Genomic DNA, 23719 nt, shown 5'->3' on the forward strand with positions numbered 1-23719 from the left:
TGCTTTTTGTGGGAACCGCCGTGCTGAAGACCATCGCCGCCGCCGCCATCATCGCCATCGCCTGGGCAGGACAGGCTCAAGCGCAGGACCAAGGCCTCGAACTCGGCGTGCTCGATTGCGCCATCGGCGGCGGCACCGGCTTCATCTTCGGCTCCAGCAAGGATCTGAGCTGCACCTTCACCCCGGCCGACAAGAGCTTTTCGCCGGAAGCCTATTTCGGCGCAGTCAACAAATACGGGTTGGATATCGGCACCACCAAGCAGACTGTCATGCAGTGGCTGGTGCTGACGCCGCTGAAGAACATCTATGCCCCTGGCGCGCTGGCCGGCGACTATGTCGGCGCCAGCGCCGAAGTGACGGCGGCGGTCGGCACCGGCGCCAATCTCCTGGTCGGCGGCTCCTCGCAGGCCTTTACCTTGCAGCCGCTCAGCCTGCAGACGCAGACCGGCATCAACATCGCCATCGGCGTCAGCCAGTTCCAGCTGCGCAGCACCGAGAACTGACCGGCGAGGTAAGGGCGAAAAAAGTCGCTTGAACTCAACCACGGTTGAGGTTTTAGAAGCCTGCCCTGACTGAAACAGCGCGCATGGACCCGCAGGAAAGCCCCTCTGGCTTCTGGTGCCGTGCGCCGACATAGAGATATGCAAGGCAGGGTAAAAAGAATGACTGAAATCACCAGCAACAAAGTCGACTGGCGGGCCTTGTGGGCAAGCGGCGACCTCGCGCGCTTCTGCTTCATCAGCCTCGGCATCCTGCTGCACGCCACCAACGAGACGATGGTGGCGACGGTGATGCCGGCCATGGTCGGCGACCTCGCCGGCGTTCAGTTTGTCGGCTGGTCGCTGGCGGTCTATGAGCTCGGCGCCATCGTCGCCGGTGCTGCCGCCGGGCGCATGGTCAGCTATGTCGCGCTGCGCTCCAATGTGACAGTCGCCGCTCTGCTCTATGCCGCCGGCGCGCTGATCTGTGCCACCGCTCCGTCCATGCCGGTGTTTCTCGCCGGCCGCCTGGTCGAGGGTCTCGGCGGCGGCGCGCTTGTATCGCTGGCCTTCGTCTCGGTCGAACGGCTGTTTGACCGCAACATCTGGCCGCAGCTTTTCGGCATCATGTCAGCGATCTGGGGTGTCGCCGCCTTCAGCGGCCCGATGCTCGGCGCCATCATGGTCGAGCTGTTGTCCTGGCGCTGGGCCTTCGGCGTCTTCGTGCTCGGCGGCATCGCCATGGCGCTGGCGAGTTTCATCGTGCTGAACACGCCGGAAGCGACAAAGCCACAAGCCGCCGCCGGCACCTCGCCGCCCTTCCCTTATGCCGCACTTGGCTGTCTCGCCATCGCCGTCGTGCTGATCGCCACCGCTGGCGTCGACGTCGCCCTGCTGCGCTCGTCGCTGCTGCTCATCCTCGGCCTCGCCGGACTGGCGCTGTTCGTATTCGTCGACGCCATGAAGCCGCGCTCGCGGCTGTTTCCCTCGCAGCTGTTTTCGTGGCGCTCGCCGGTCGGCAGCGGCATGACTGTGGTTGCCGCCTTTTCGGTTGCGACGGTCTCCTTCTCGATCTACGGGCCACTGCTGCTGACCACGCTGCACGGCATCCCGATCCTGACCACCGGCTACATCATCGCCGCCGAATCGATCGCCTGGTCGATCTTGTCGATTGCCGTCGCCAATGCGCCGCTGGAGCGCGAACGGCAAATCATCGTCATCGGCGCGCTGATGATTGCATTCGGCCTCGCCGGTTTCGCCTGGTCGATCCCGTCGGGGTCGATCCCGCTGATCCTGGTCTGCGCCCTGCTGCAAGGCGGTGGTTTCGGGGTCACCTGGCCGTTCCTGACGCGGATCATCGTCGCCTCGGCTCGCGATGGCGAGCAGACGATTGCCTCGGCCGCCGTGCCGACCATGCAGCGCATCGGCTACGCCGTCGGCGCTGCTGTCGCCGGCATCATCGCCAATGCCAGCGGCTTCTCCGCAGGGCTGAACCGCGATGCGGCGGCCAGCGTCGCCGGCTGGCTGTTCCTCGCCTTCGTGCCGCTCGGCATTGTCGGCTGCCTGGCGGCGTTGAGGATGGCTTTGACGGCAAGCCGGCCGCAATTGGCGGCAGGCTGAGGCCACGGCCGGGAACTGGCCGGTCGCCTCCCCGACCGGCCAGCCTGTCAAAGTAACGGAAGAACGCCGCGGATGTGATTGGCAAACGCCTCCACCGCAGGCGACCGCTCGGTGTCGGCAAAGGCAATCAGAATGCCAAGGCGCGGCAGTGGCGGCAGCGGCAGAATATACAGGTCGGATGGCACCGCCTCCTGTGCCATCACGCTGATGGCGAGACCCGACCGCGCCACCGCGATCAACCCGGCAAGGCTGTTGCTGGCGTAGGCGATTTTGTAGCGCAGCCGGGCGCGGGCCATGGCCTCGCACGCCGCTCTGTGGTCGACAGCGTTCGACGCCGACAGCGCCAGCGGCACCGTGTCGCCAAAATCGTAGAGGTCGAGCGCCGGTTTGCTGCCGACCCAGACGAGACTTTCCGTGCGCACGACGCCTTCTGCGTCGTGCGCATTCGAAACCAGTGCCAGGTCGATCTGGCGTGCGTTGAGCAGCGTCCGCAATTCGACGGTCGGCGCTGAGACCACCTTGATCTCGACATCGGGATACGTCGTGCCGAAACTCTTCAGGAGGGCGGGAAAGAAGGCGCTCAGATAATCTTCCGGGCTGCCGAAAATGATCGAGCCGTGCAGGCCCTTGTCGGACAGCGCCGAGATCGCTTCATCATGGATTTTGAGAATGCGCTCGGCATAGGCGAGGAACCGCTCGCCGCTGCCGGTGAGCCGCACCCCGCTGCCGCTGCGGTGAAACAGGTTTTGGCCCAGCGCCTCCTCGAGTCGTTGTATCTGCATGGTCACGGCCGACTGTGTGCGCCCGACCTGTATGGCCACCGCGCTCAGCGTTCCCGAATGCGCCGCACGCACGAAGGTCGTCAGCAGCTTGAGATCGAGTGGAGCCTGCATATCAATTCCGCTGATATCGGAATCCGATTACTATCAATTTTACTGCACCCGCGCCATCGGCTATTTTTCCTCCTCAGTGGTTTTTATGGAGCTGCGGCATGTCGAAAAATGCGGATCGGGAATTCTGGGCTGCGGCGCAGAAGCATTTGATACGATATGGCGGCAGCTTCGAGCCCGCCATCATCGAGCGTGCCGCCGGCTCGTTCGTCTACGATGCCGACGACAGGCCGATCCTCGACTTCACCTCCGGCCAGATGAGCGCGCTGCTCGGCCATTCCCACCCCAGGATCGTTTCGACGGTGACCCGCCAGGTCGCGGAGGTCGCGCATCTCTTCAGCGGCATGCTGTCGCGACCGGTGGTCGAGCTTGCCGAACGCCTTGCGGCACTGGCGCCAGGACTCGACCGGGTCATGCTGCTTTCGACGGGCGCCGAGTCCAATGAAGCCGCGATCCGCATGGCCAAGCTGGTGACCGGCAAGCACGAGGTTGTTGCCTTCTCGAAGAGCTGGCACGGCATGACGGGTGCTGCGGCGTCAGCGACCTACAGCGCCGGCCGCAAGGGCTACGGTCCGGCCACGGTCGGGTCGCTGGCCATCCCCGCCCCTAACAGTTTTCGGCCGCGCTTCAGGAATGCCGACGGCTCGCTCGATTGGCGCACCGAACTCGACGATGCCTTCGACCTCGTCGACAGCCAGTCGATGGGGAGCCTGGCAGCGTTCGTCGCCGAGCCGATCCTGTCGAGCGGCGGCATATTGGAACTGCCGCGCGGCTATCTGGCGGCGCTCAAACAGAAATGCGGCGAGCGCGGCATGCTGCTGATCCTGGACGAGGCACAGACCGGCATTGGCCGCACCGGCGATATGTTCGCCTTCCAGAGGGACGGCGTCACGCCCGAAATTCTTACCCTGTCCAAGACCATCGGCGCCGGCCTGCCGCTGTCGGCCGTGATGACGACAGCCGACATCGAAGACGCCGCGCACGAGAAAGGCTTCCTGTTCTACACCACGCATGTCTCCGACCCGCTGCCGGCGGCCGTCGGCCTCGCCGTGCTCGATGTGGTGGAGGAGGAGCGGCTGGTCGACAGGGCACGGAGTATGGGCGCGCGTTTGTTCGACGGGCTGTCGCGGCTCAAGCAGCGCTATGAATGCGTCGGCGACGTGCGCGGGCGCGGGCTTCTTCTCGGCGTCGAGATCGTCAAGGACGGCAAGCAGCCCGATCATCAGCTCGGCGCCACGATCGCGGCGGAGGCGTTCCGGCGCGGTCTCAGCATGAACATCGTCAAGCTTCCCGGCATGGGTGGCGTGTTTCGTATCGCCCCGCCGCTGACGATCTCCGAACAGGAACTGGATCTCGGCCTGCGGATCATCGAGGAGTCGATTGAAGCCGGGCTTGCAGCGGGCGCAAGCGCTACAGGCATCGCCGCCGAGTGAGGCCCGGTGGCCGGGAGGCCGCTTAGACCACGATGGTCTTCAGCCGCTGGGCGATGAGCGCGGCGAGCCGCGCCGCCACCTCGTCCTTGCCCATTTCCGGCCATTCCTCGACGCCTGACTTCGAGACGATGCGCACCTTGTTGCGGTCGCCGCCCATGACGCCGGTGGGGCCGACGCCGCTTTCGTGCGAAACGTCGTTGGCGACGATGAAATCGGCGCCCTTCTTCTTCAGCTTGGCCTCGGCATTGGCAATCAAATCCTGCGTCTCGGCGGCGAAGCCGACGACCAGCCCCGGCCGCATCTGGTGATGACCGACGCCGGCCAGAATATCGGGGTTCTCAACCATCTGCAGCGCCGGCGGCCCCTCGCCCGCCACCTTCTTGATCTTCTCGCCGGCCGTGCCGGCGGTGCGCCAGTCGGCGACCGCCGCGACGAACACCGCGGCGTCCGCCGGCAAAAGCTGCTCGACCGCGTCTTTCATTTCAGCCGCTGTTTCGACATGCACTGCGGCGACGCCCGCCGGATCGGCGATGTTGACCGGGCCAGAGACCAGGCGCACATCTGCGCCAAGCCTCGCCAGTGCAGCCGCAATCGCATGGCCCTGCTTCCCCGACGAGCGGTTGGCGATATAGCGCACCGGGTCGATCGGCTCGTGCGTCGGCCCCGAGGTAACGATGATCCTGCGGCCGGCCAGTGGTTTCGGCCTGGTGTCGAGCATCGCTTCGATCGCCGCGACGATCTCCAGCGGCTCGGCCATGCGGCCCTCACCGGCCTCGTTGCTTTCGGCCATCTCGCCCTTGGCCGGGCCGACAAAGGCGATGCCATCCTTGGCCAACGTCGCCCGATTACGACGCGTCGCGGCATGCGACCACATTTTCGGGTTCATCGCCGGCGCCAGCAAAACTTTCTTGTCGGTGGCGAGAAGTACGGTGGAGGCAAGATCATTGGCATGGCCGTTGGCGAGCTTGGCCATCAGGTCGGCGGTGGCCGGCGCCACGACCAAAAGGTCGGCCTCGCGCGACAGCCTGATGTGGCCGACATCGTGTTCATCATTACGGTCGAACAGTTCGGTGAAGACATGGTCAGCCGAAAGCGCGCCGACCGACAAAGTGGTGACGAACTCCTGCGCGGCAGAAGTCATCACCACGCGCACCGCCGCACCGCGCTCGCGCAGCCGGCGGATCAAGTCGAGCGCCTTGTAGGCGGCGATACCGCCGCCGATGATCAGCAGGATGCGCTTGCCCGTGAGGCTGCCCCTCGACACGACCTTGCTGGCCGCAGCAGCGACCGGCGTCGCCGGGCCGCGTGCAACAGCCAGTTCGCGCAGCGTCTGTTCGATCCGGTCGATGCGGCCAGAGGGGCCAAGCTGGCCCTCGACCGCGGCGCGGATCATCACCCGCGCCTGCTCTTCCATCGAGCGATCGTTCTCCGCCGCAAGCCGGCGCAGCAGATCCTTGACCTCGTCGTCAAGGTTACGAATGGTGATGCTGGCCATGTGATTGCACTCTGCTCGACATCGCTGGAAGCAATGATAGCAATGCAATCATTTTGAGACAAGCCGTTCCCGGCAGACGGCTAGAGCAGCTTCCAGGCAATATAGATCAGCGTCAGCGCGATCACCCACAGCGCCAGCCGGCCGGAGCGGGTGTAGCGGGCTTCGGCCTTGCCGATGGCGCGCGACGTCGCCTCGTCGAAGCGCAGGCCGTGCTCGGCCATCAGGTCGATCTCGCGCGACAGCCGATCGGTGCGGGCGGCAAGGTCCGGTGCCTGGCGGGCGAGCGCCAGCAGCGCCTTGGCACCGTCGCGCGCGTCCATTAGAAGGCCGCTTGGGCCGAGATTGCCGGCGATCCACTGGCCGACCACCGGCTCGGCCGTCTTCCACATGTTGAAGGCCGGATCGAGCGTGCGCGCCACACCTTCGACCACCACCATGGTCTTCTGCAGCAGGATCAGTTCCGGCCGCGTCGCCATATCGAAGAGTTCGGTGACCTCGAACAGCAGCGTCAAAAGCTTCGCCATCGAGATGGTCTCGGCCGGCTGGCCATGAATTGGCTCGCCAATGGCGCGGATCGCCTGGGCGAAGGCCGCGACATTGTGCTGGCGCGGCACATAGCCGGCCTCGAAATGGACTTCGGCCACGCGCAGATAGTCGCGGGTGATGAAGCCGTAGAGGATTTCGGCGAGGAAGCGGCGTTCCTTCTTGCCCAGCCGTCCGGCAATGCCGAGATCGACGGCGACGATATCGCCGTTAGCCTCGACAAACAGATTGCCCGGATGCATGTCGGCATGGAAGAAGCCGTCGCGCAGCGTGTGGCGCAGGAACGACTGGATCAGATTGGTGGCGATGGCCTTGAGATCGTGACCGACCGCCACGAGACCAGCCACGTCGTTCATTTTGACGCCGTCGACCCACTCCATGGTCAGCACGTCGCGGCCGGTGCGCTCCCAGTCGACCGACGGCACGCGGAAGCCCGGATCGTCCTTGGTGTTCTCGCCGAGCTCCGACAGCGCGGCCGCCTCGAGCCGAAGATCCATCTCGACCTTGGTGGTCTGCGCCAGCGTCTCGGTCACCTCGACCGGCCGCAGCCGGCGCGACGACGGGATGTATTTCTCCTGCAGCCGCGCGGCGAGAAAATAGCTTTCGAGATCCTGGAAGAAGCGGCGGCGCACGCCCGGCCGGATCACCTTCACCGCCACCGTTGTATCAACGCCATCATGGATGGCTTGCGCAGGATGAACCTGGGCGATGGAGGCCGCCGCGACCGGATCGCCGAACGCAGTGTAGAGCTCGCCGATCTTGCGCCCGAGCGAGCCCTCGATCGCCGCCACCGCTTCCGCCTGCGGGAAGGTGTGCATCTTGTCCTGCAGCATGGCGAGGTCGAGCGCCATGTCGTTGCCGACGACATCGGGCCGCGTCGCCAGGAACTGGCCGAGCTTGACGTAGGAGGGCCCAAGCCGGACCACCGCCTTGGCCAGCCGGTCGCTGCGCTCATAGGCAAGCGCGCGGCGGCGGGTGAACAGCCGCGCCATGCGCCAGCCGAATTTCGGCAGGCCGCTGAGTTCGTCGCCCGGCAGCGCGGCGATCACGCCCTCGCGGACCAGCACCCAGCCGGCCCGTGTGAGCCGAAAGGCGGCGCCGACTCTGCTCATGCCCAAACCTGCTGCAAATTGACCTGCTGCAAATTGGCCTGCTGCAAACTCTCCTGCCTCAAAGCTTCCAGCCCGAATGCAGTGCGGCAATGCCACCGGAATAGTTACGGAATGAGACCCGCTCGAAGCCGGCGCGGGTGATCATCGAAGCAAAGTTCTGCTGGTTGGGAAATTTGCGGATCGATTCGACCAAGTAGGAATAGGGCTCGCCGTCGCCGGTCACCATCTTGCCGATCTGCGGAATGGCGTTGAACGACCAGGCTTCGTAGACCTTGTCGAGCAGCGGCATCTCGACCTCGGAAAATTCCAGGCACAGGAAGCGCCCGCCGGGCTTCAGCACGCGGAATGCCTCGCCGAGCGCAACATCGATGCGCGGCACGTTTCGGATGCCGAAAGCGATGGTGTAGGCGTCGAAGGTGGCGTCCGCAAAAGGCAGTTCTTCGGCATTGGCCTCGACGAAATCGGTGTTGCCGGAGAGGCCCTTCTTCTCAGCCCGGTCGCGGCCGACGCTGAGCATCGAGCCATTGATGTCGAGCACCGTCGCATGCGCATTGCCGTGGCTGGCGTCGACGATGCGGAAGGCGATGTCGCCGGTGCCGCCGGCCACGTCGAGCACTTTCCAGCCCGGACGTTTCGGCGGATTGAGCCATGTCACCATGGCGTCCTTCCACAGCCGGTGCAGTCCGGCCGACATCAGGTCGTTCATCAGGTCGTAGCGATTCGCCACCTTGTGGAAAACCTCGTTGACCAGAGGCTGCTTGTCGCCTGGTCCTACGCTCTTGAAACCATAGGAGGTTTCCATGCCGCCCGCGGCCGTGGTTCTCTCAACTGACATTATTTTGATCCGCCATAAAACCGGCGGGACCATAGCCGATCGATGGTGCGGGCGCTATTGTTTAAGGCGCGGTGTTCAGCCGCGCTTCCAGGTGGCGGGTTTTCAAGACCTGGACTGACCGACGGGATATTTGAATGCCTTTGAAAGCTGAACTGCACTGCCATATTGAAGGGGCAGCGGCGCCCGAGCTCGTCATCCGCCAGGCGCAGAAATACGGCAAGGACACCTCGCCCTATATCCAGAACGGTTCCTTCGTCTGGCATGATTTCACCGCGTTCCTCTCGGCTTACGATTTTTCCTCCGATTTGTTCCGCACCGAGGAGGATTATGCGCGCCTCGCCGACCATTATCTGACCAGCCTGGCCCGCGACGGCGCCATCTATTCCGAGGTGTTCACCTCGCCCGACCATGCGGTCAGGGCCGGTCTGTCGCCCAAGGCCTACACCGACGCGCTCGGCGAAGGCATGCTGCGCGCCAAAGCCAAGACCGGCATAGAGGGCCGCATGATCGTCACCGGCGTGCGCCATGTCGGCGTCGAATCGATCGAACAGGCGGCGCGCTTCGCCGCGCGCTGCGGCAACCCGCTGGTCACCGGCTTCGGCGTCGCCGGCGACGAGCGCATGGGCGAAATGGAGGATTATGTCAGGGCTTTCGAGATCGCCCGCGAAGCCGGCCTGGGCATCACCATCCATGCCGGCGAACTGACTGGTTGGGAGACGGTGCAGGCAGCCCTCGACCACATTCGCCCCTCGCGCATCGGCCATGGCGTGCGTGCCATCGAGAACCCCGACCTAGTCAGGCGCATCGCCGACGAGGGCATCGTGCTCGAATGCTGCCCTGGCTCCAACATCGCGCTCAAAGTCTACGACAGTTTCGCCGACCACCCCTTCCCGGCCCTGCAGGCGGCCGGCTGCAAGGTGACGCTGAACTCCGACGACCCGCCCTATTTCTGGACCTCGCTGAAGCGCGAATACGACATTGCCGCTGAACATTTCGCGATGAACGAAAAAGCGCTGACCGCCGTCACGCGAACGGCGATCGAGGCGGCTTTCGTCGACAGGAAGACCAAGACAGCGCTTCTGGCTCGCCTCAACACTGCCGCGCGCTGATTTCCCGCGACAAAACTGTGGCCGGTCACGCCCAAGCGGTTCCTTGGTCGGCGCATTGTCGCTAGGGTTGTTGCAAGCAGCGAAAATTTCAGGAGCAACCCATGCAGGGCGTCACCGTCGTCGACCATCCGCTTGTCCAGCACAAGCTGACCATCATGCGCAAGAAGGAGACGTCGACCGCCGGCTTCCGGCGGCTGCTGCGCGAGATCTCGCTGCTGCTCGGCTACGAGGTCACCCGCAATCTCGAACTGACGACGACAACCATCGAGACGCCGATCGAGACCATGGAAGCGCCGACGCTGGAGGGCAAGAAGCTGGTCTTCGCCTCGGTACTGCGCGCCGGCAACGGCTTGCTCGAAGGCCTGCTCGACCTGGTGCCGGCGGCACGCGTCGCCCATATCGGGCTCTACCGCGACCACGAGACGCTGGAGGCGGTGGAATATTTCTTCAAGGCCCCGAGCGATCTCGCCGACCGGCTGGTGATCGTCGTCGACCCGATGCTGGCGACCGCCAATTCTGCGATCGCGGCCATCGACAAGCTGAAAGGCCGCGGCGCCACCAACATCCGCTTCCTCTGCCTGCTGGCGGCGCCCGAAGGCATTGAGCGCTTCACCAAGGCGCATCCGGATGTCCCTGTCTTCACCGCTTCCATCGACCGCCAGCTCAACGAGAAGGGCTACATCATGCCAGGCCTCGGCGATGCCGGCGACCGCATGTACGGGACCAAATGATCGTTTACCGGTCGTTTACGCAAAGGCACGGTTTCGGCGTGCGTTAAAGCAGCAAACACCATGTCGAGGTTAGGGTCTGCGCACACGAAGGGCGACCCATGCTGCGCACAGTCCTCATCTTTTGCGTGCTTGCCGCAGCGTCGGTACTGATTCCGATCGCCTATCAATCGAATCCGCAAATGTTCGACAGCCTGACGAAATCGGCAGCTGGGACCATGCCGGCGCCAGATTCGCAACTGAAGCTGGCCGTGGCTCCCGACAGACCGCCGGTGCAGCAACCGCTCGGCCGCAAGGTTCTGTTGGCGGCGGATGAGCGCGGGCACTTCACGACGTCGTTCAAGCTCAACGGCCGCCAGGTCGACGGCCTGATCGACACCGGCGCCACCTTGGTCGCCATCAACACCTCGACGGCACGCCGCATCGGTATCTCGCTCAACCCGTCGGATTTCAGCCATCAGGTCAACACCGCCAATGGCGCGATCAGGGCGGCCGTGGTCAACATCGATCGCCTGCAGATCGGCAAGATCAGCGTCGACAACATCCAGGCCGTGGTGCTCGACGACAGGGCGCTGCAAACCAACCTGATCGGCATGAGCTTTTTGCAGCGGCTGGCAAAGTACCAGGTCGAAAACGGCACCTTGCTGCTCGTGCAGTAGCGCTTTCCACTAGAGCAATTCCAGGAAAAGTGTGAGCGGTTTTCCCGGGAGAAGCGCGTAGCGCTTCCCCTTGGGAATTGCGTAAAAACAAAGAGATAGAGCGGTTCGCCGTTTCCGTGAAACGGTGAAACGCTCTAGCCGCGCGCCAGCACGCGGCGGATGACGGTCTTGTCGGCGGCCGGCTTGGAAGCACCGAGCGTGTAGGCCGAAAGCACAGCGGCCGCGGCGGCCGCGGCTTCCGCCTCCGTGCGGGCATGGACCAGCGCCAGCGCATCGCCGGATCGCACCTCGGCGCCGATCGGCATCAGCCTGGTGATACCGACCGCATGATCGATCCTGTCGTCCGGCCGCGTCCGCCCGCCGCCGAGCCCGACCACGGCAAGGCCGATGTCGCGCGTGGCGATCCCGGTGACAAAGCCATTGCCGGTCGCCTTGACCGCAAACTCCACTGCCGCCTTCGGCAGATATTTTTCCGGCTTCTCGACGAAATCGGCGGGGCCGCCAAGGGAGGCCACCATGCGCGCGAAAATGGCCGCCGCGCGTCCGCCGGCCAGCGTTTCGGCGGCGCGCCTGAGACCATCTTGCTGGGATGACACCAGTCCCGTCGACTGCAGCATCTCTGCGGCAAGCGCCAGCGTCACATCCTCCAGCCGCTTGTCGCGGAACCGCCCGGTAAGGAAGTCGACGGCGTTGCGCACCTCGACCGCATTGCCGGCCGCCGACGCCAGCGGCTCGTTCATGCCGGTGACCAGCGCCGAAGCCTTCAGGCCAGCGCCATTGGCGACCTCGACCAGGCTGTTGGCCAGCGCTGTCGCATCGCGCGACTTCTCCATGAAGGCGCCGTTACCGACCTTGACGTCGAGCACCAGCGATTGCAGGCCGGCCGCCAGTTTCTTCGACAGGATCGAGGCGGTGATCAACGGCACCGATTCTACTGTCCCCGTCACATCGCGAATTGCATAGAGCCGGCGGTCGGCCGGCGCGAGGTCGGCGGTCTGGCCGATAATGGCGCAGCCGGTCTCCAGCACCGTCTTGCGAAAGCGCGCCACATCCGGCTGGCTGATATAGCCTGATATGGCGTCCATCTTGTCCAGCGTGCCGCCGGTGTGGCCGAGCCCACGGCCGGAGATCATCGGCACATAGGCGCCGCAGGCGGCGACGATCGGCGCCAGCATCAGCGAGACATTGTCGCCGACGCCGCCGGTCGAATGCTTGTCGGTGACCGGACCCGGCAAGTCCGACCAGTCGAGCACATCGCCGGAATCGCGCATCGCCAGCGTCAGCGCCACCGCCTCGTCGCGGTTCATACCGTTGAAGAACACCGCCATGGCGAAGGCGCCAACCTGACCGTCCGAGACGCTGCCCGAAGTCACGCCGGCGACGAAGGCCGCTATCTCCTGCGTCGACAGTTTCTGGCCGTCGCGTTTGCGGCGGATGATTTCCTGCGGAAGCATCAGGCGTCGTCGCCCTTCGGCTCCGGCAACCCGTCCTGGAACACATGCGCAAGGATCGTCGCCAGCCGCGCGCCGCCAATCGGCGCCATGTCCTTGGTCTCCTGGTGCGACAGCTCGGCGCCGGTCATTCCGGCGGCGAGGTTGGTGATCACCGAACAGGCGGCAACGCGCAAGCCGAGGAAACGGGCAAGGATGACCTCCGGCACGGTCGACATGCCCACTGCATTGGCGCCCATGATGCGGGCCATGCGGATTTCGGCTGGCGTCTCGAAGCACGGGCCGGAAAACCACATATAGACGCCCTGGTGCAGCCTGGTTCCGGTGGCCTTCGCCGCCCGTTCGATCGCCGCACGCAGGCCGGCGTCATAGGCTTCGGTCAGGCCGACGAAGCGGCGGTCGCTCGGCTCGCCGATCAGCGGGTTGGAGCCGGAGAAATTGATGTGGTCGGTGATCAGCATCACCGATCCCGGCGGCATGTCGGGATCGACCGAACCGGCTGCATTGGTCAGGATCAGCTTGGTGATGCCGATGCCGGCGAGCACTTCCAGCGCCGGCCGCATCGCCGCCGCAACGCCGTGCTCGTAATAGTGGGCGCGACCCGACAGCATCAGCACCGGCGTGCCGGCAAACAGCCCCGCCACCACCTCGCCGGCATGGCCCGTCACCCCGCTTCGGGGGAAGCCCGGCAGGTCGGCATAGGAGACGCGCACGGCATTTTCGACCTGGTCGATAAGCCCGCCAAGGCCCGACCCCAGCACCATGGCGGTGGTGGGCGCCAACCCGTCCAGCCGTTCAACGAGGTGGTCCAGAGCTTCTTTCATGTCAGCCAATCTTCATTTCAAAATGTCGCCGCGGAACCCGTAGGGCAGCATGTCGCCCATGGTCACGGTCTCGACCACGCCGCCATTGTCGCAGAGGTAGAGTTTGGTGTCCGGCCGGCAGAACTCCGCCAGCCTTTGCCGGCAGCCGCCGCAGGGCGTGCACTTGGCCATGCGAGAGGCAATGACGGCGATCTCCACGATCTTGCCGCCGCCGCCCATGATGTAGTGGCCGAGCGCTGTGGTCTCGGCGCACCAGCCTTCCGGATAGGACGCGACCTCGATGTTGGCGCCGGTGAAGACGCGACCGTCCTCGGTGCGCAACGCCGCACCCACCGGAAACTTCGAATAGGGCGCGTAGGCCTTGGCCATGGCGTCCTGCGCGGCTTCGAACAGATCATGCGACATTCAGGTGTTCTCTCCGACGATCATGGTCAAAACCCGGCGCTTTGCGTTTTCCTCGCGCCTTCCAAGCACCGACCCGCGTGTTCGGCTCAGCGGTCCCAGACTAGCGTGCCCGGATCAACGTTCCTTGACATAGGGCACGCCGCCGGCGCGCGGCGGGATCGCCTTGCCGATGAAGCCGGCCAGCAGGATCACGGTCAGCACATAGGGCAGCGCCTGCATGAACTGCACCGGCACCTTGCCGATGAGCGGCAGCGGCGAGCCCTGCAGGCGGATCGCCGCCGCGTCGAGGAAGCCGAACAAAAGGCAGGCGAACATGGCGTTGACCGGCCTCCATTTGGCGAAGATCAGCGCCGCCAGCGCGATGTAGCCCTTGCCCGCGGTCATATCCTTCACGAAGCCGCCATTCTGCACCATCGACAGATAGGCGCCGGCGATCCCAGTGAGAATGCCGGTGCAGATCAGCGCCCGGTAGCGCAGCCAGGCGACCGAGATGCCGGCGGTGTCGACGGCGGCCGGGTTCTCGCCGACGGCGCGCAGCCTGAGGCCAAAGCGGGTGCGAAACAGCACCCACCAGGTGAACGGCACCATGGCGAAAGCGAGGTAGACCAGGATCGAGTGCCCTGACAGAAGCTCGGAATAGATCGGTCCGATGATCGGCACGTCGTGGATGGCGGACGCGCCAGGCAGAGTGATGGCCTCGAAGCGCTCGCCCGGCTGCAGCGCCGGCGTTCGCCCACCTTGCTGGAACCAGGCCTGGCCCAGAATGATGGTCGAGCCGGCGGCGACGAAGTTGATCGCCACGCCGGAGACGATCTGGTTGCCGCGATGGGTGATCGAGGCGAAGCCGTGCACCAGGGCAAAGGCGACCGACATCACGATCGCCATGCCGAGACCGAGGAAGGCCGAATGGAAGACCGAAGCTGCCGCCGCACCGGCGAAGGCGCCGACCAGCATCTTGCCCTCCAGCCCGATGTCGAAAACGCCAGCGCGTTCGGAATAGAGGCCCGCGAGGCAGGCGAGCAGCAGCGGCACCGACAGGCGGATGGTCGAGTCGAGTATCTGCACGATGGCGATGAACACATCCATCTCAGGCGCCCTTCCCTTTGACCGCTTCAATGCCCACCGACCTCGGACTGAACGACGCGAACAGCGCCTGGACATACGGCCGGAACATGTGCTCCAGCGCACCGGCAAACAGGATGACCAAGCCCTGGATGATGACGATCATGTCGCGGGAAATCGCCGGCATCTCGAAGGCAAGTTCGGCGCCACCCTGATAGAGCATGCCGAACAGGATCGCCGCCAGCACGATGCCGACCGGATGCAGGCGGCCCATCAGCGCCACGGCGATGCCGACGAAACCGGCGCCGGAGACGAAATCGATCGCCACATTGTGCTGGTCGCCCATCACCGGGTTCAGCGTCATCATGCCGGCCAGCGCGCCCGAGATCATCATCGCGATGAGGACGATGCGTGTCTCCGAAATGCCGGCATAGCGCGCCGCCTTCGGGCTGTGCCCGTAGGTGCGCATCTCATAACCGAGCTTGGTGCGCCAGATCAGCAGCCAGACGAGGAAGGCCATGACCAGCGCCAGCAGGAAGCAGATGTTGAACGGCGCCGAGCGGATCTTGGCGCCGAACAGTTCGATGATCCAGTTGAGCTTGGGCAGTTCTGCGCCGGCGAGGAAGTTGCGCGTCTGCGGCGCCTGCGAGGCAGCCGGCTTCAACGGCCCGACCAGCAGATAGACCATGATCGAGGCGGCGATGAAATTGAACATGATGGTGGTGATGACGATGTGCGAACCGCGCTTGGCCTGCAGATAGGCCGGGATCAGCGCCCACAGCGCGCCGACCGCGGCCCCGGCGGCGATCGCCAGCGGGAAGGTTAGCCACCACGGCAGCACACTGTCGAAGGCAAGGCAGACCACGCCCACGCCGAGGCCGGCAATATAGGCCTGGCCCTCGGTGCCGATGTTGAACAGGCCGCAATGCGCGGCCACCGCCACCGACAGGCCGGTGAAGATGAAGGTGGTGGCGTAAAACAGCGTGAAGGCGATGCCGGTTCCCTTGCCGAAGGCGCCCTCGACCAGGATGACCGCGGCGCGGAACGGATTCTCGCCGACCAGCATGACGACGAAGCCGGCGACGATGAAGGCGACCGACAGGTTGATCAGCGGGATCAGCCCATAGTCGGCCCAGGCCGGCAATTTGGCGTAAGGCGTGCTCATTCTGCCGCCTCCTGGCGCTCGACGCCGGCCATCAAGAGGCCAAGCTCGCCTTCGGTCGCCTCGGGGCCGCGTTCGCCGACGATGCGGCCGGCAAACATCACCAGGATGCGGTCGGACAGAGAACGGATCTCGTCGAGTTCGACCGACACTACCAGCACCGCCTTGCCCTGGTCGCGCATGGCGATCAGCCGCTTATGGATGAATTCGATGGCGCCGACATCGACGCCGCGCGTCGGCTGGCCGACGATGAGAACACCGGGGTCCTGCTCCATCTCCCGCGCCAGCACGATCTTCTGCTGGTTGCCGCCGGAGAAATTCGCCGTCTTCAGGCGTGGGTTGCCGGGACGAATGTCGTATTTCTCGATCTTGTCCTTGGCGTCGGCCATGATCGCATCGATGTTGAGGAACGGCCCCTTGAGATAGCGCGGGTCGTCATGATAGCCGAGGATCGAATTCTCGTTCTCCTCGAAGGCCAGCACCAGCCCGACATGATGGCGGTCTTCCGGCACATGGGCGAGCCCGCGGTCGCGCAGCTCGCCGGGATCGGCGGCCCCGGTCAGGTCGATCGGCTTGCCGTCGAGCATGACCGAGCCGGAAACCGCGCGCCTGATGCCGGAAATCGCCTCCAGCAGTTCGGACTGGCCGTTGCCGGCCACGCCGGCAATGCCGACAATCTCGCCGGCTTTGATATCGAAGGAGATATCGTCGACCATGGTGACGCCGCGCGAATCCTTCACCGTCAGGTTCTTGACCGCGAGCTTGACGGCGCCGGCTTCCGCCTCGCCCTTTTCGACCCGCAGCAGCACGCGACGCCCGACCATCAGCTCGGCGAGTTCCCCCACCGTCGTCTTGGCTGTTTCGCGCGTCGCCACCATCGTGCCCTGGCGCATGACCGAGACATTGTCGGTGATGGCCATGATCTCTCGCAATTTGTGGGTGATCAGCACCACCGTTTTTCCCTGCTCCTTCAACTGCTTGAGGATGCGGAAGAGGTGGTCGGCCTCGGCAGGTGTCAACACGCCCGTCGGCTCGTCGAGGATCAGGATTTCGGCGCCGCGATAAAGCGCTTTCAGGATTTCAACGCGCTGCTGCAGGCCGACGGGCAGTTCCTCGATGATGGCGTCGGGATCGACCTCCAGCCCGTATTCGCGTTCGAGACGCTCCAGTTCGGAGCGCGCCTTGGCGATGCTCTTTTTCAGCAGTGCATCGCTTTCGGCGCCGAGGATAATGTTTTCCAGCACGGTGAAATTGTCGACCAGCATGAAGTGCTGGTGCACCATGCCGATGCCGAGCGCGATGGCGTCGTTGGAGGTCTTGATCGACGCCGGCTTGCCGCCGACGCGGATTTCGCCGCTGTCGGCCTGGTAGAAGCCATAGAGGATCGACATCAGCGTCGACTTGCCGGCGCCGTTTTCGCCGACAATGCCGTGGATGGTGCCACGCGCGATCTCCAGATTGATGTCGCGATTGGCGCGAACGGCGCCAAAACTCTTGTTGATGCCGATCAGTTCGATTGCGGCTTGCGCCATGCAGCCTGTCCCACTCTTATTTTTTTATCGCTTGGTCAAAACGCCTAGCATGATGCCCCGTCTGTGCCAATTGGCGGCGCAGCGACCACTCTCGACAAATCCCGGTGCGATTGTCAATTTCGAACGTGGCCGGAGACCTTCACATTCACTAATATGCAAGGCTCAATAGTCGCGTCATTCTGTAACTGCGTGCGCCGAGACCTGGGGAATTTCGAATGATCATGCCTGCCGACCGGCTGACGACGCTGGAAATCCGCACCACCGAGCAGGAAAAGACCATTGAAGAACTGTCCGGCCAGATCGCCGAGCAGTGGCAGGTGATCGAGCGCATGCAGCGCAAGCTCGATGCCCTGACCGAGCGCTTCATGGCGCTGGAGGAACAGTCGGCGCCCGATGTGCCGATAACCAAACCGCCGCACTGGTAGCAAGGAGAAGCCGATGGCCAGTGAAAGCGATCGCGTAGCGCGTGCCGGCGACTATGTGCTTGGGCTGATGAACGATCGCGCCCGGGCGCGCGCCGAGCGCGACCTCGCAATCGACCCCGCCTTCCGCGACACGGTGATGCGGCTGGCCGAGCGCATGCATGTCTTCGACCGCGCTGAGCCGTCGGGCGGCAGCGACCGCTGGCGGCTGATCTCGCAGCGCATCGCCGAAATGCCGCAAATGCGGCCGGTCGCTGCGGGCGAGGCGAAACCCAAGCCGGTGATCCACAACTTGGAGCGCCGTCCTTACGGCGTCGGCGTGCACACGCTCGGCGGCCGCCGCGGCGCCGTCATCGCCATCGTGCTGATTGTGGTCTTTGCGTTGGGTTATCTCGCGGGGCTCTTGTCGGCGGGTAACGCGCTTTTGCCCTGACGGCAAACTCAATCGCATAAGTCGCTCCCCCTCTCCGTCTCGGCTTCGCCGAGCCACCTCTCCCCCGCTCCCGCGGGGGCGAGGAACCCAAGCCTATGAAGGCCGCGCCCTCTGCGATTAGCATTTCCTCGCCCCCACAAAGTGGGGGAGAGGTGGCTCGGGCGAAGCCCGAGACGGAGAGGGGGCTGGCGCTACCCAACGCGATCCGCCCCGCCCCCCAAAACAAAACCGCCGGGCTTTCACCCGGCGGTTCGAAACCTCAGCGCTTGCCGATCAATATGGGCAGGCGTTGTCCGCGGTGTAGTCGTGCACCTCGATCGTGCCGGCAATGATGTCGGCCTTGGCCTTTTCGACGGCCGCCTTCATCTCGTCGGTGACCAGCGCCTTGTTGTTGTCGTCCATGGCGTAGTCGACGCCGCCTTCCTTGAGGCCGAGATTTTGCAGGCCGCCTTTGAAGGTGCCGTTCTTGCCGTCCATGAAGGCGGTGTAGACGGCCACGTCGACGCGCTTCAGCATCGAGGTCAGCACCTTGCCGGGCTGCAGGCCGTTCTGGTTGGAATCGACGCCGATGCCGAGCTTGCCGGCATCCGCCGCCGCCTGCAGCACGCCGACGCCGGTGCCACCGGCCGCGGCATAGACCACGTCGGAGCCCTGGTCGATCTGCGTCTTGGCGATCTCGCCGCCCTTGGCCGGATCGTTCCACGCCGCCGGCGTGTCGCCGGTCATGTTCTGGATGACGTCGGTAGCACCGGCAGACTTGGCGCCGCCGACATAGCCGCATTCGAACTTGCGGATCAGCGGAATGTCCATGCCGCCGATGAAGGAGACCTTCTTCGTCTTCGAAGCCATCGCCGCCATGATGCCGACGAGATAGGAGCCTTCATTTTCCTTGAAGACAAGCGAGCGGACATTGGGCAGGTCGACGGCATCGTCGATGATGGCGAAGTTGAGGTCGGGATATTCCTTCGCGACCACCTTCAGCGCATCTTCCCAGGCGAAGCCGGCCATGACGATCGGGTTGCGGCCGTCCTCGGCGAAGCGGCGCAGCGCCTGCTCGCGCTGCGAGGCATTGGACACTTCGAATTCGACATAGGCGGTGCCGGTCTCGGTCTTGAACTTTTCGGCGCCGTGATAGGCAGCCTCGTTGAAGGATTTGTCGAACTTGCCGCCGAGATCGTAGAGGATGGCCGGCTGGACATCCGCGGCGAAAGCCGGAAGAACCATTGCGGTTGCGGCCAGGAGGCCGAGAACGATACGTTTCATGTGATCCACACCCTGTCGGTTATTTTTTTCCGTTACGCGCCGCCCGCCTGCCCGGTTCTCCGGCAGGCATGCAACATCAGCCAGGAGCGTACTCCCCTCCCGCTCCAGGCAATCTGGCACGGCCCGAAACAAAATTCACGCGGAATTTTGACCTTTTGGAAAAGCATGCCCAAGACTGCAACGCTTGGCCTGTTTGCGGCTGCACCAGCGCCGGTCCGCCGGAACAACCCGTCAGCGCGTCGCGAATTCTCCGCCTCGCCGCCGGCGTCGGTAGCCGATCGCGTGGAGCAGCAAGGCAGCGACCGCGAACACGGCGAAGCCCGGCTGGGCAAGCACCCAGGCGATGCCGCCATCCCATATGATCGGGCTCGCCTTGGCGCGCACGAAGGTCTCGAAGGCCGCGCGGGTGTCGGGCGACACCGCCAGCCAGCTCGAATTGAGCGGTGTCATGACCAGCGCGGAGGCCGCCACCGAGCGCGTCGCATCAAGCACCGCCATGATGACGGCGACCGAAAGAGCAACCATGGCCGCGAGGCGAAACAGAAAACGCAACATCGAAATCTCCCTCCGGTCCTCAAGCTCCTCCCGAGGACCATCCGGTCAAGACGAGGAATAGGATGCGTAGGCTCGGCGCGCAATCGGCTTACGCGAATTTGAAGCCTAAGCCTTTCGGCTGCGCCGATGGACGAGCCAGACGGCAAGGATGCCGCCGACAATGGCGCCGACCACCAGCCCGGCAAGGCCGATGAACGCTGCAAAATAGCCGCAGCCGCCCTCGAAACAGCTGATGTCGGTGACTTCGGCGATGGCAGCACCCAGCGCGAAGCCGGCGACGGCGCCGACGACCGCGCCGAGGATGATGCCGAGCAGCGCGGCGACGATCGAGGAGAAGACTGACGGTGCCTGCGCTTGCTGTGCGCTATAGACGGCCGCAGGTCCGGCTTCGCGGCGCAGCAGGTAGATACAGAACAGGCCGATGCCGATTTCGGCGGCGGTGATGGCCAGGCTCCTGGCGGAGAAGACGAAATCCGGCACGGCCAGCACATAGGCCTGCCTTGCCAGCAGAAAGACGATGATGGCGATCTGCCAGAAGGTGAAATGGCGCGGGAAGTGCGCCGAACGGCCGATGGCGAGGCCGAGCAGATAGAGCCCCCACAGGATGGTGATGATGTCGAAGGCCAGCGCGCCAAGGACGAAATAGAAGACCGTGTCCGGCAGGCCGGAACTGCCGACCAGCCACCAGGCCGAGACCAGCCCATAGACCGACAACGCCATGACGAAGAGGAGCCAGACCACTGGGATGAAGGACAGGTCCGAACGCCCGGGCGGCAACCCTCCTGGCACGCCTCCGGCCGGCGTTCCGCTGCCGGGATTTTCGCCAATCGATGTCATGTCGGACAATGCCCCCCGCAAAGCCTCTGCCTCACTCGACAGCTGGCCAAGGGCGAAGTCAAGCGCAGCCGTCCCCACGGCGTTGCCTGTGCACACCATTCGGCGCCCCAGCGCTTCTGGAACGGAGGCGCCGACGATCCCGCGAAACGATGCATGGCCGGCAAAGCGAATAGACTGCCGTTATGGCTTGGCATTCGGCGCCGGATCGACTAGATGAGCCCCGCGCCTGTTTGATTGACGGGCGCCGGGAAGGGCATCCGCTGGTTGGCGGCGCCCGTGACGCGGGTCTCCCCCGCACTTCCCAAAGGGATGCATCTCCCCAACCCGCGCGGCAAAACCGGCCGGCGCGAATGCAAGGACGGAGAGGTGGCCGAGTGGTTGAAGGCGCACGCCTGGAAAGTGTGTTTACGGGAGACCGTAACGCGGGTTCGAATCCCGCTCTCTCCGCCACAGAAACTCATAATAATACTTTTATTTCAATGGCTTAGATTGATAATAGGCTCATCATTAGGCTGAAACCTGTCTCCCCTGTGTAACAAACTGCGAACAAGCTTTTCACAGCCCATTTTTCTGCGCTCGCCGACCGGGTTTGGCATGCTTGACGGCAATTGACCGCTTGGTTCCCCTCGGCCAGGACGCCAGTGACCGGTCACGGTATCTGTCGCCACCAAGAGGAATGTCTGGAATGGGCCGAGAGCGGACCGGCAGCTTTAAGGTACAAATAGTCGGAAACGGACGTTAAGGCACCCCGCTTGCATAATCGTGAACTGACCCTGAACGGACTTTGTCGCTGCACGTAGGCAACGTCGCGAGAGGTTAGTTTTCTGCTGTACGTTCCAGCGATCGCAAGGGGCAACTAGTACTAGAAGCAGTCACGCGCTCACATCGGACGCGCTTGGGAGCTTCGCACGACCGGTTACTTTAGCCCCGCCATGCGCATACCATCCGCTATGTGTTCAAGATCGGCCGGATCGCGCCACCATTCCGACCTTTCAAAGTCCGTTATTGCAAAATCGGGCTTGAGCCGCAGCATATCCGCGGCCGACTGCTTCGCCTCGTCGATCTTGCCGAGATGAGCCTGACACGAAGCGATGTAGCAGGGTAGCCACCAGTGCCAGAGGTGGTCGACGTGCTGAAACGCTTCCAGGGCCTCGGCGTGTCGCCTGAGCTGCAGGAAGGCTACACCTCGGCACCCCCAATACCAAGCTGGCGGAAAGGGGTCGCGGCGAAGATCCGCCTCCAGGCTGCGCAGTGCCTCCTCTCCACGGCCCGTAAAAGCCAGCCAGAGCCCTCTGAACGTCGAGGCGTAAACGTCGTTCGGATTGAGCGCGACCGCTCGGTCGAGGTGTATCCCTCCGAGCTCGTACTGCCTCAACTTCGAATAGATCAGGCCCAGGTTCCGGTGACCGCTGGAATCCAGCGGATCGAGCCGTACCGCCGTCTGCGCGGCTCGGAGGCCTTCTTCCAAATCCTCGCGCCGCCCGTGGTCCGAGTGGCGAACATAGGCGGCGCCTGCCAGCCACGCGTGGGCCTGGGTGTGGGCCGGGTCGAGCTCGATTGCGCGGCGCAGGAACTGAGCTGCGCCTTGTGAATCGAACCGTATCGAGCGCTCGCGGCCTTGCAGAAAGTAGTCATGCGCCGCCCAAAGCTGGGCCGGCTTCCTGCCTGACCGTTCCGCGCCGCTGGAGGCGACTCTTCCCACCAGAGTGCCGACGATCATGGAGACCACTTCGTCCTGCACCGCAAAGATGTCTTCGATGTTGCGGTCGTAGCGCTCCGCCCATCGATGCTTTCCGCTGAACACTTCGATCAGCTGGGCCGTGACCCGCACGCGATTGCCTGCCCTGCGTACGCTACCCTCGACGATGAAATCCGCCCCGAGCCTGTGACCTACCTCCTTGGCATCGAGTGCCTTGCCTCTGAACGCAAAGGACGAGTTCCGCGCGATCACCATGAGCTCTCTAAACCGGCTCAGCTCTGTGATGATGTCCTCGGTAATCCCGTCGGAGAAATAGTCCTGTGCAGGATCGCCGCTCATGTTGTCGAAGGGCAGGACGGCGATTGAGGGCTTTTCCGACATGGCTGCGGGCCTGCCCGACGCCATCACTGCGGGACGGGCCAGATAGGCCCGCACGGGCGCTTCGATGTTCTTGAGCTGACGGTCCCCCAGCGGCTCGAATGCGCCATCGACCTTCTTGGCTACCTGTTCATACACATTTTGCGACATGCAGACGCTGCCGGGCTCGGCCAAGGACTCAAGTCGCGCGGCGATGTTGACGCCCTCTCCATAGACGTCGGCTCCATCGCCGATCACGTCCCCCAGATTGATGCCGATGCGCAGTGTGATCTGGCGCTCCTCGGCCACGTCGTCGTTGGCATCCGCCATCCTAGCCTGGAGTTCGAGTGCGCTGCTGACAGCTTCAACTGCGCTGCCGAACTCGACGAGGACCCCGTCTCCCATGAGCTTGACGATGCGTCCGCCATGGGAGCGCACGATGGGCTCGAGGACGTTCTTGCGGCGGCCCATTAGTGCCGCCAGGGTGCCGACCTCGTCCGCCTCCATCAGGCGCGCATAGCCCACGACGTCGGCGACCATGATCGCCGCGAGCCGGCGACGGATGCGTTCTTCGGCCATTGCGACCTTGGGCGACCGGCCTCTAGCGGGACAGGATCATCTCGCTAAGCGCGTGCTTTTTGGCGGTCGACGGAATTCATTATGTGCCTGTGGAGAACGAAATGCGAGCCCGACGGCGCGACTGAAGGTCCGACAAGGGTCGCATCGAGCCCTTCTAGTATCATTCGGCAAGGTCCGGAGATGGCGCAACCGCGACCTCCAGCGCGGTCGCCGGTAGTGTCCGCTTTAGGGCAGT

22 protein-coding genes and 1 tRNA gene are annotated in these 23719 nt (G+C 64.2%); 9 read left to right on the forward strand and 14 right to left on the reverse strand.

Going from position 1 to position 23719, the window contains the following annotated elements; all coding sequences use genetic code 11:
- Positions 1–20 precede the first annotated feature (20 nt).
- Both FJV77_RS06875 and FJV77_RS06880 read left to right on the forward strand, forming a co-directional pair.
- Positions 21–503 carry a DUF992 domain-containing protein gene (locus FJV77_RS06875; RefSeq protein WP_142866083.1) on the forward strand — a complete coding sequence of 161 codons (483 nt, stop codon included), beginning with the start codon at positions 21–23 and terminating at the stop codon, positions 501–503.
- A gap of 159 nt (positions 504–662) precedes the next feature.
- Complete coding sequence (locus FJV77_RS06880) at positions 663–2099, forward strand: MFS transporter (RefSeq protein WP_142866084.1); 1437 nt, start codon at positions 663–665, stop codon at positions 2097–2099.
- 47 nt (positions 2100–2146) lie between these two features.
- Here the strand turns inward: FJV77_RS06880 and FJV77_RS06885 are convergent, their stop codons facing one another.
- Complete coding sequence (locus FJV77_RS06885; protein ID WP_142866085.1) at positions 2147–2992, reverse strand: LysR family transcriptional regulator; 846 nt, start codon at positions 2990–2992, stop codon at positions 2147–2149.
- A 98-nt stretch (positions 2993–3090) separates the two neighbouring features.
- Between FJV77_RS06885 and FJV77_RS06890 the strand changes: the two genes are divergently transcribed.
- Positions 3091–4422, forward strand: a complete 1332-nt coding sequence (locus FJV77_RS06890) for an aspartate aminotransferase family protein (RefSeq protein WP_142866086.1) — start codon at positions 3091–3093, stop codon at positions 4420–4422.
- Positions 4423–4444: 22 nt separating this feature from the next.
- On the opposite strand, the gene coaBC is transcribed toward FJV77_RS06890, so the two are convergent.
- The 3 genes from coaBC to ubiE form a co-directional block, all read right to left on the reverse strand.
- The gene (gene coaBC / locus FJV77_RS06895) at positions 4445–5917 is read right to left on the reverse strand and encodes a bifunctional phosphopantothenoylcysteine decarboxylase/phosphopantothenate--cysteine ligase CoaBC (RefSeq protein WP_210246370.1); all 1473 of its coding nucleotides are present in this window, start codon (positions 5915–5917) and stop codon (positions 4445–4447) included.
- Between the two features lie 80 nt (positions 5918–5997).
- The gene (gene ubiB / locus FJV77_RS06900; protein ID WP_142866087.1) at positions 5998–7572 is read right to left on the reverse strand and encodes a 2-polyprenylphenol 6-hydroxylase; all 1575 of its coding nucleotides are present in this window, start codon (positions 7570–7572) and stop codon (positions 5998–6000) included.
- A 58-nt stretch (positions 7573–7630) separates the two neighbouring features.
- Positions 7631–8407: a bifunctional demethylmenaquinone methyltransferase/2-methoxy-6-polyprenyl-1,4-benzoquinol methylase UbiE gene (ubiE, locus tag FJV77_RS06905; protein ID WP_142866088.1), complete on the reverse strand. Its 777-nt coding sequence runs from the start codon at positions 8405–8407 to the stop codon at positions 7631–7633.
- Positions 8408–8541: 134 nt separating this feature from the next.
- Here ubiE and FJV77_RS06910 point away from each other — a divergent pair, with 134 nt between their 5' ends.
- The 3 genes from FJV77_RS06910 (at position 8542) to FJV77_RS06920 (ending at position 10903) form a co-directional block, all read left to right on the forward strand.
- A complete protein-coding gene (locus tag FJV77_RS06910) occupies positions 8542–9516 on the forward strand; it encodes an adenosine deaminase (protein WP_142866089.1) in 975 nt (324 codons plus the stop codon).
- 101 nt (positions 9517–9617) lie between these two features.
- A complete protein-coding gene (gene upp, locus FJV77_RS06915) occupies positions 9618–10247 on the forward strand; it encodes a uracil phosphoribosyltransferase (protein ID WP_095084682.1) in 630 nt (209 codons plus the stop codon).
- Positions 10248–10345: 98 nt separating this feature from the next.
- Positions 10346–10903, forward strand: a complete 558-nt coding sequence (locus FJV77_RS06920) for a TIGR02281 family clan AA aspartic protease (protein ID WP_142866090.1) — start codon at positions 10346–10348, stop codon at positions 10901–10903.
- Positions 10904–11037: 134 nt separating this feature from the next.
- Here FJV77_RS06920 and deoA read toward each other — a convergent pair whose 3' ends face one another.
- The 6 genes from deoA to FJV77_RS06950 all read right to left on the reverse strand — a co-directional run bounded on the left by deoA (position 11038) and on the right by FJV77_RS06950 (position 17339).
- Entirely contained in the window at positions 11038–12357 is a 1320-nt protein-coding gene (gene deoA, locus FJV77_RS06925; RefSeq protein ID WP_142866091.1) for a thymidine phosphorylase, read from the reverse strand.
- A complete protein-coding gene (locus tag FJV77_RS06930; RefSeq protein WP_142866092.1) occupies positions 12357–13178 on the reverse strand; it encodes a purine-nucleoside phosphorylase in 822 nt (273 codons plus the stop codon). The genes deoA and FJV77_RS06930 overlap by 1 nt, the downstream gene beginning before the upstream one ends.
- Before the next feature lie 12 nt (positions 13179–13190).
- Positions 13191–13583, reverse strand: a complete 393-nt coding sequence (gene cdd, locus FJV77_RS06935; protein ID WP_142866093.1) for a cytidine deaminase — start codon at positions 13581–13583, stop codon at positions 13191–13193.
- 114 nt (positions 13584–13697) lie between these two features.
- Positions 13698–14669: an ABC transporter permease gene (locus tag FJV77_RS06940; protein ID WP_142866094.1), complete on the reverse strand. Its 972-nt coding sequence runs from the start codon at positions 14667–14669 to the stop codon at positions 13698–13700.
- Between the two features lies 1 nt (position 14670).
- On the reverse strand, positions 14671–15810 hold the full coding sequence (locus tag FJV77_RS06945) for an ABC transporter permease (protein WP_142866095.1): 1140 nt from the start codon (positions 15808–15810) through the stop codon (positions 14671–14673).
- On the reverse strand, positions 15807–17339 hold the full coding sequence (locus tag FJV77_RS06950) for an ABC transporter ATP-binding protein (RefSeq protein ID WP_142866096.1): 1533 nt from the start codon (positions 17337–17339) through the stop codon (positions 15807–15809). The genes FJV77_RS06945 and FJV77_RS06950 overlap by 4 nt, the downstream gene beginning before the upstream one ends.
- Before the next feature lie 218 nt (positions 17340–17557).
- On the opposite strand from FJV77_RS06950, the gene FJV77_RS06955 reads away from it, so the two are divergent.
- Both FJV77_RS06955 and FJV77_RS06960 read left to right on the forward strand, forming a co-directional pair.
- Entirely contained in the window at positions 17558–17764 is a 207-nt protein-coding gene (locus FJV77_RS06955) for a SlyX family protein (RefSeq protein WP_185970216.1), read from the forward strand.
- A gap of 13 nt (positions 17765–17777) precedes the next feature.
- A complete protein-coding gene (locus FJV77_RS06960) occupies positions 17778–18194 on the forward strand; it encodes a hypothetical protein (RefSeq protein ID WP_142866098.1) in 417 nt (138 codons plus the stop codon).
- 273 nt (positions 18195–18467) lie between these two features.
- On the opposite strand, the gene FJV77_RS06970 is transcribed toward FJV77_RS06960, so the two are convergent.
- From FJV77_RS06970 to FJV77_RS06980, 3 genes are all read right to left on the reverse strand, one after another.
- Positions 18468–19457, reverse strand: coding sequence for a BMP family ABC transporter substrate-binding protein (locus tag FJV77_RS06970; protein WP_142866100.1), 990 nt, complete (start codon positions 19455–19457; stop codon positions 18468–18470).
- A gap of 231 nt (positions 19458–19688) precedes the next feature.
- Positions 19689–20012 carry a hypothetical protein gene (locus FJV77_RS06975; RefSeq protein ID WP_142866101.1) on the reverse strand — a complete coding sequence of 108 codons (324 nt, stop codon included), beginning with the start codon at positions 20010–20012 and terminating at the stop codon, positions 19689–19691.
- A 105-nt stretch (positions 20013–20117) separates the two neighbouring features.
- The gene (locus FJV77_RS06980) at positions 20118–20849 is read right to left on the reverse strand and encodes a hypothetical protein (protein WP_246691160.1); all 732 of its coding nucleotides are present in this window, start codon (positions 20847–20849) and stop codon (positions 20118–20120) included.
- Between the two features lie 360 nt (positions 20850–21209).
- Here FJV77_RS06980 and FJV77_RS06985 point away from each other — a divergent pair.
- A tRNA-Ser gene (locus tag FJV77_RS06985) sits at positions 21210–21299 on the forward strand.
- A 466-nt stretch (positions 21300–21765) separates the two neighbouring features.
- Here the strand turns inward: FJV77_RS06985 and FJV77_RS06990 are convergent.
- Entirely contained in the window at positions 21766–23484 is a 1719-nt protein-coding gene (locus tag FJV77_RS06990) for an adenylate/guanylate cyclase domain-containing protein (RefSeq protein ID WP_142866103.1), read from the reverse strand.
- Positions 23485–23719 lie beyond the last annotated feature (235 nt).

The sequence above is a fragment of the Mesorhizobium sp. WSM4306 genome, from assembly GCF_007003975.1.
In the GTDB taxonomy this organism is placed as follows: domain Bacteria; phylum Pseudomonadota; class Alphaproteobacteria; order Rhizobiales; family Rhizobiaceae; genus Mesorhizobium.

Bases quoted from the DNA above. Each gene is read 5' to 3' on its own strand.
- FJV77_RS06890 (WP_142866086.1), top strand. From the start codon at position 3,091: ATGTCGAAAAATGCGGATCGGGAATTCTGGGCTGCGGCGCAGAAGCAT.
- upp (WP_095084682.1), top strand. From the start codon at position 9,618: ATGCAGGGCGTCACCGTCGTCGACCATCCGCTTGTCCAGCACAAGCTG.
- FJV77_RS06945 (WP_142866095.1), bottom strand. From the start codon at position 15,810: ATGAGCACGCCTTACGCCAAATTGCCGGCCTGGGCCGACTATGGGCTG.
- FJV77_RS06970 (WP_142866100.1), bottom strand. From the start codon at position 19,457: ATGAAACGTATCGTTCTCGGCCTCCTGGCCGCAACCGCAATGGTTCTT.
- ubiB (WP_142866087.1), bottom strand. From the start codon at position 7,572: ATGAGCAGAGTCGGCGCCGCCTTTCGGCTCACACGGGCCGGCTGGGTG.
- FJV77_RS06980 (WP_246691160.1), bottom strand. From the start codon at position 20,849: ATGACATCGATTGGCGAAAATCCCGGCAGCGGAACGCCGGCCGGAGGC.
- FJV77_RS06885 (WP_142866085.1), bottom strand. From the start codon at position 2,992: ATGCAGGCTCCACTCGATCTCAAGCTGCTGACGACCTTCGTGCGTGCG.
- deoA (WP_142866091.1), bottom strand. From the start codon at position 12,357: ATGCTTCCGCAGGAAATCATCCGCCGCAAACGCGACGGCCAGAAACTG.
- FJV77_RS06940 (WP_142866094.1), bottom strand. From the start codon at position 14,669: ATGGATGTGTTCATCGCCATCGTGCAGATACTCGACTCGACCATCCGC.
- FJV77_RS06880 (WP_142866084.1), top strand. From the start codon at position 663: ATGACTGAAATCACCAGCAACAAAGTCGACTGGCGGGCCTTGTGGGCA.
- FJV77_RS06960 (WP_142866098.1), top strand. From the start codon at position 17,778: ATGGCCAGTGAAAGCGATCGCGTAGCGCGTGCCGGCGACTATGTGCTT.
- FJV77_RS06975 (WP_142866101.1), bottom strand. From the start codon at position 20,012: ATGTTGCGTTTTCTGTTTCGCCTCGCGGCCATGGTTGCTCTTTCGGTC.
- FJV77_RS06920 (WP_142866090.1), top strand. From the start codon at position 10,346: ATGCTGCGCACAGTCCTCATCTTTTGCGTGCTTGCCGCAGCGTCGGTA.
- FJV77_RS06910 (WP_142866089.1), top strand. From the start codon at position 8,542: ATGCCTTTGAAAGCTGAACTGCACTGCCATATTGAAGGGGCAGCGGCG.
- cdd (WP_142866093.1), bottom strand. From the start codon at position 13,583: ATGTCGCATGATCTGTTCGAAGCCGCGCAGGACGCCATGGCCAAGGCC.
- FJV77_RS06990 (WP_142866103.1), bottom strand. From the start codon at position 23,484: ATGGCCGAAGAACGCATCCGTCGCCGGCTCGCGGCGATCATGGTCGCC.
- FJV77_RS06950 (WP_142866096.1), bottom strand. From the start codon at position 17,339: ATGGCGCAAGCCGCAATCGAACTGATCGGCATCAACAAGAGTTTTGGC.
- ubiE (WP_142866088.1), bottom strand. From the start codon at position 8,407: ATGTCAGTTGAGAGAACCACGGCCGCGGGCGGCATGGAAACCTCCTAT.
- coaBC (WP_210246370.1), bottom strand. From the start codon at position 5,917: ATGGCCAGCATCACCATTCGTAACCTTGACGACGAGGTCAAGGATCTG.
- FJV77_RS06930 (WP_142866092.1), bottom strand. From the start codon at position 13,178: ATGAAAGAAGCTCTGGACCACCTCGTTGAACGGCTGGACGGGTTGGCG.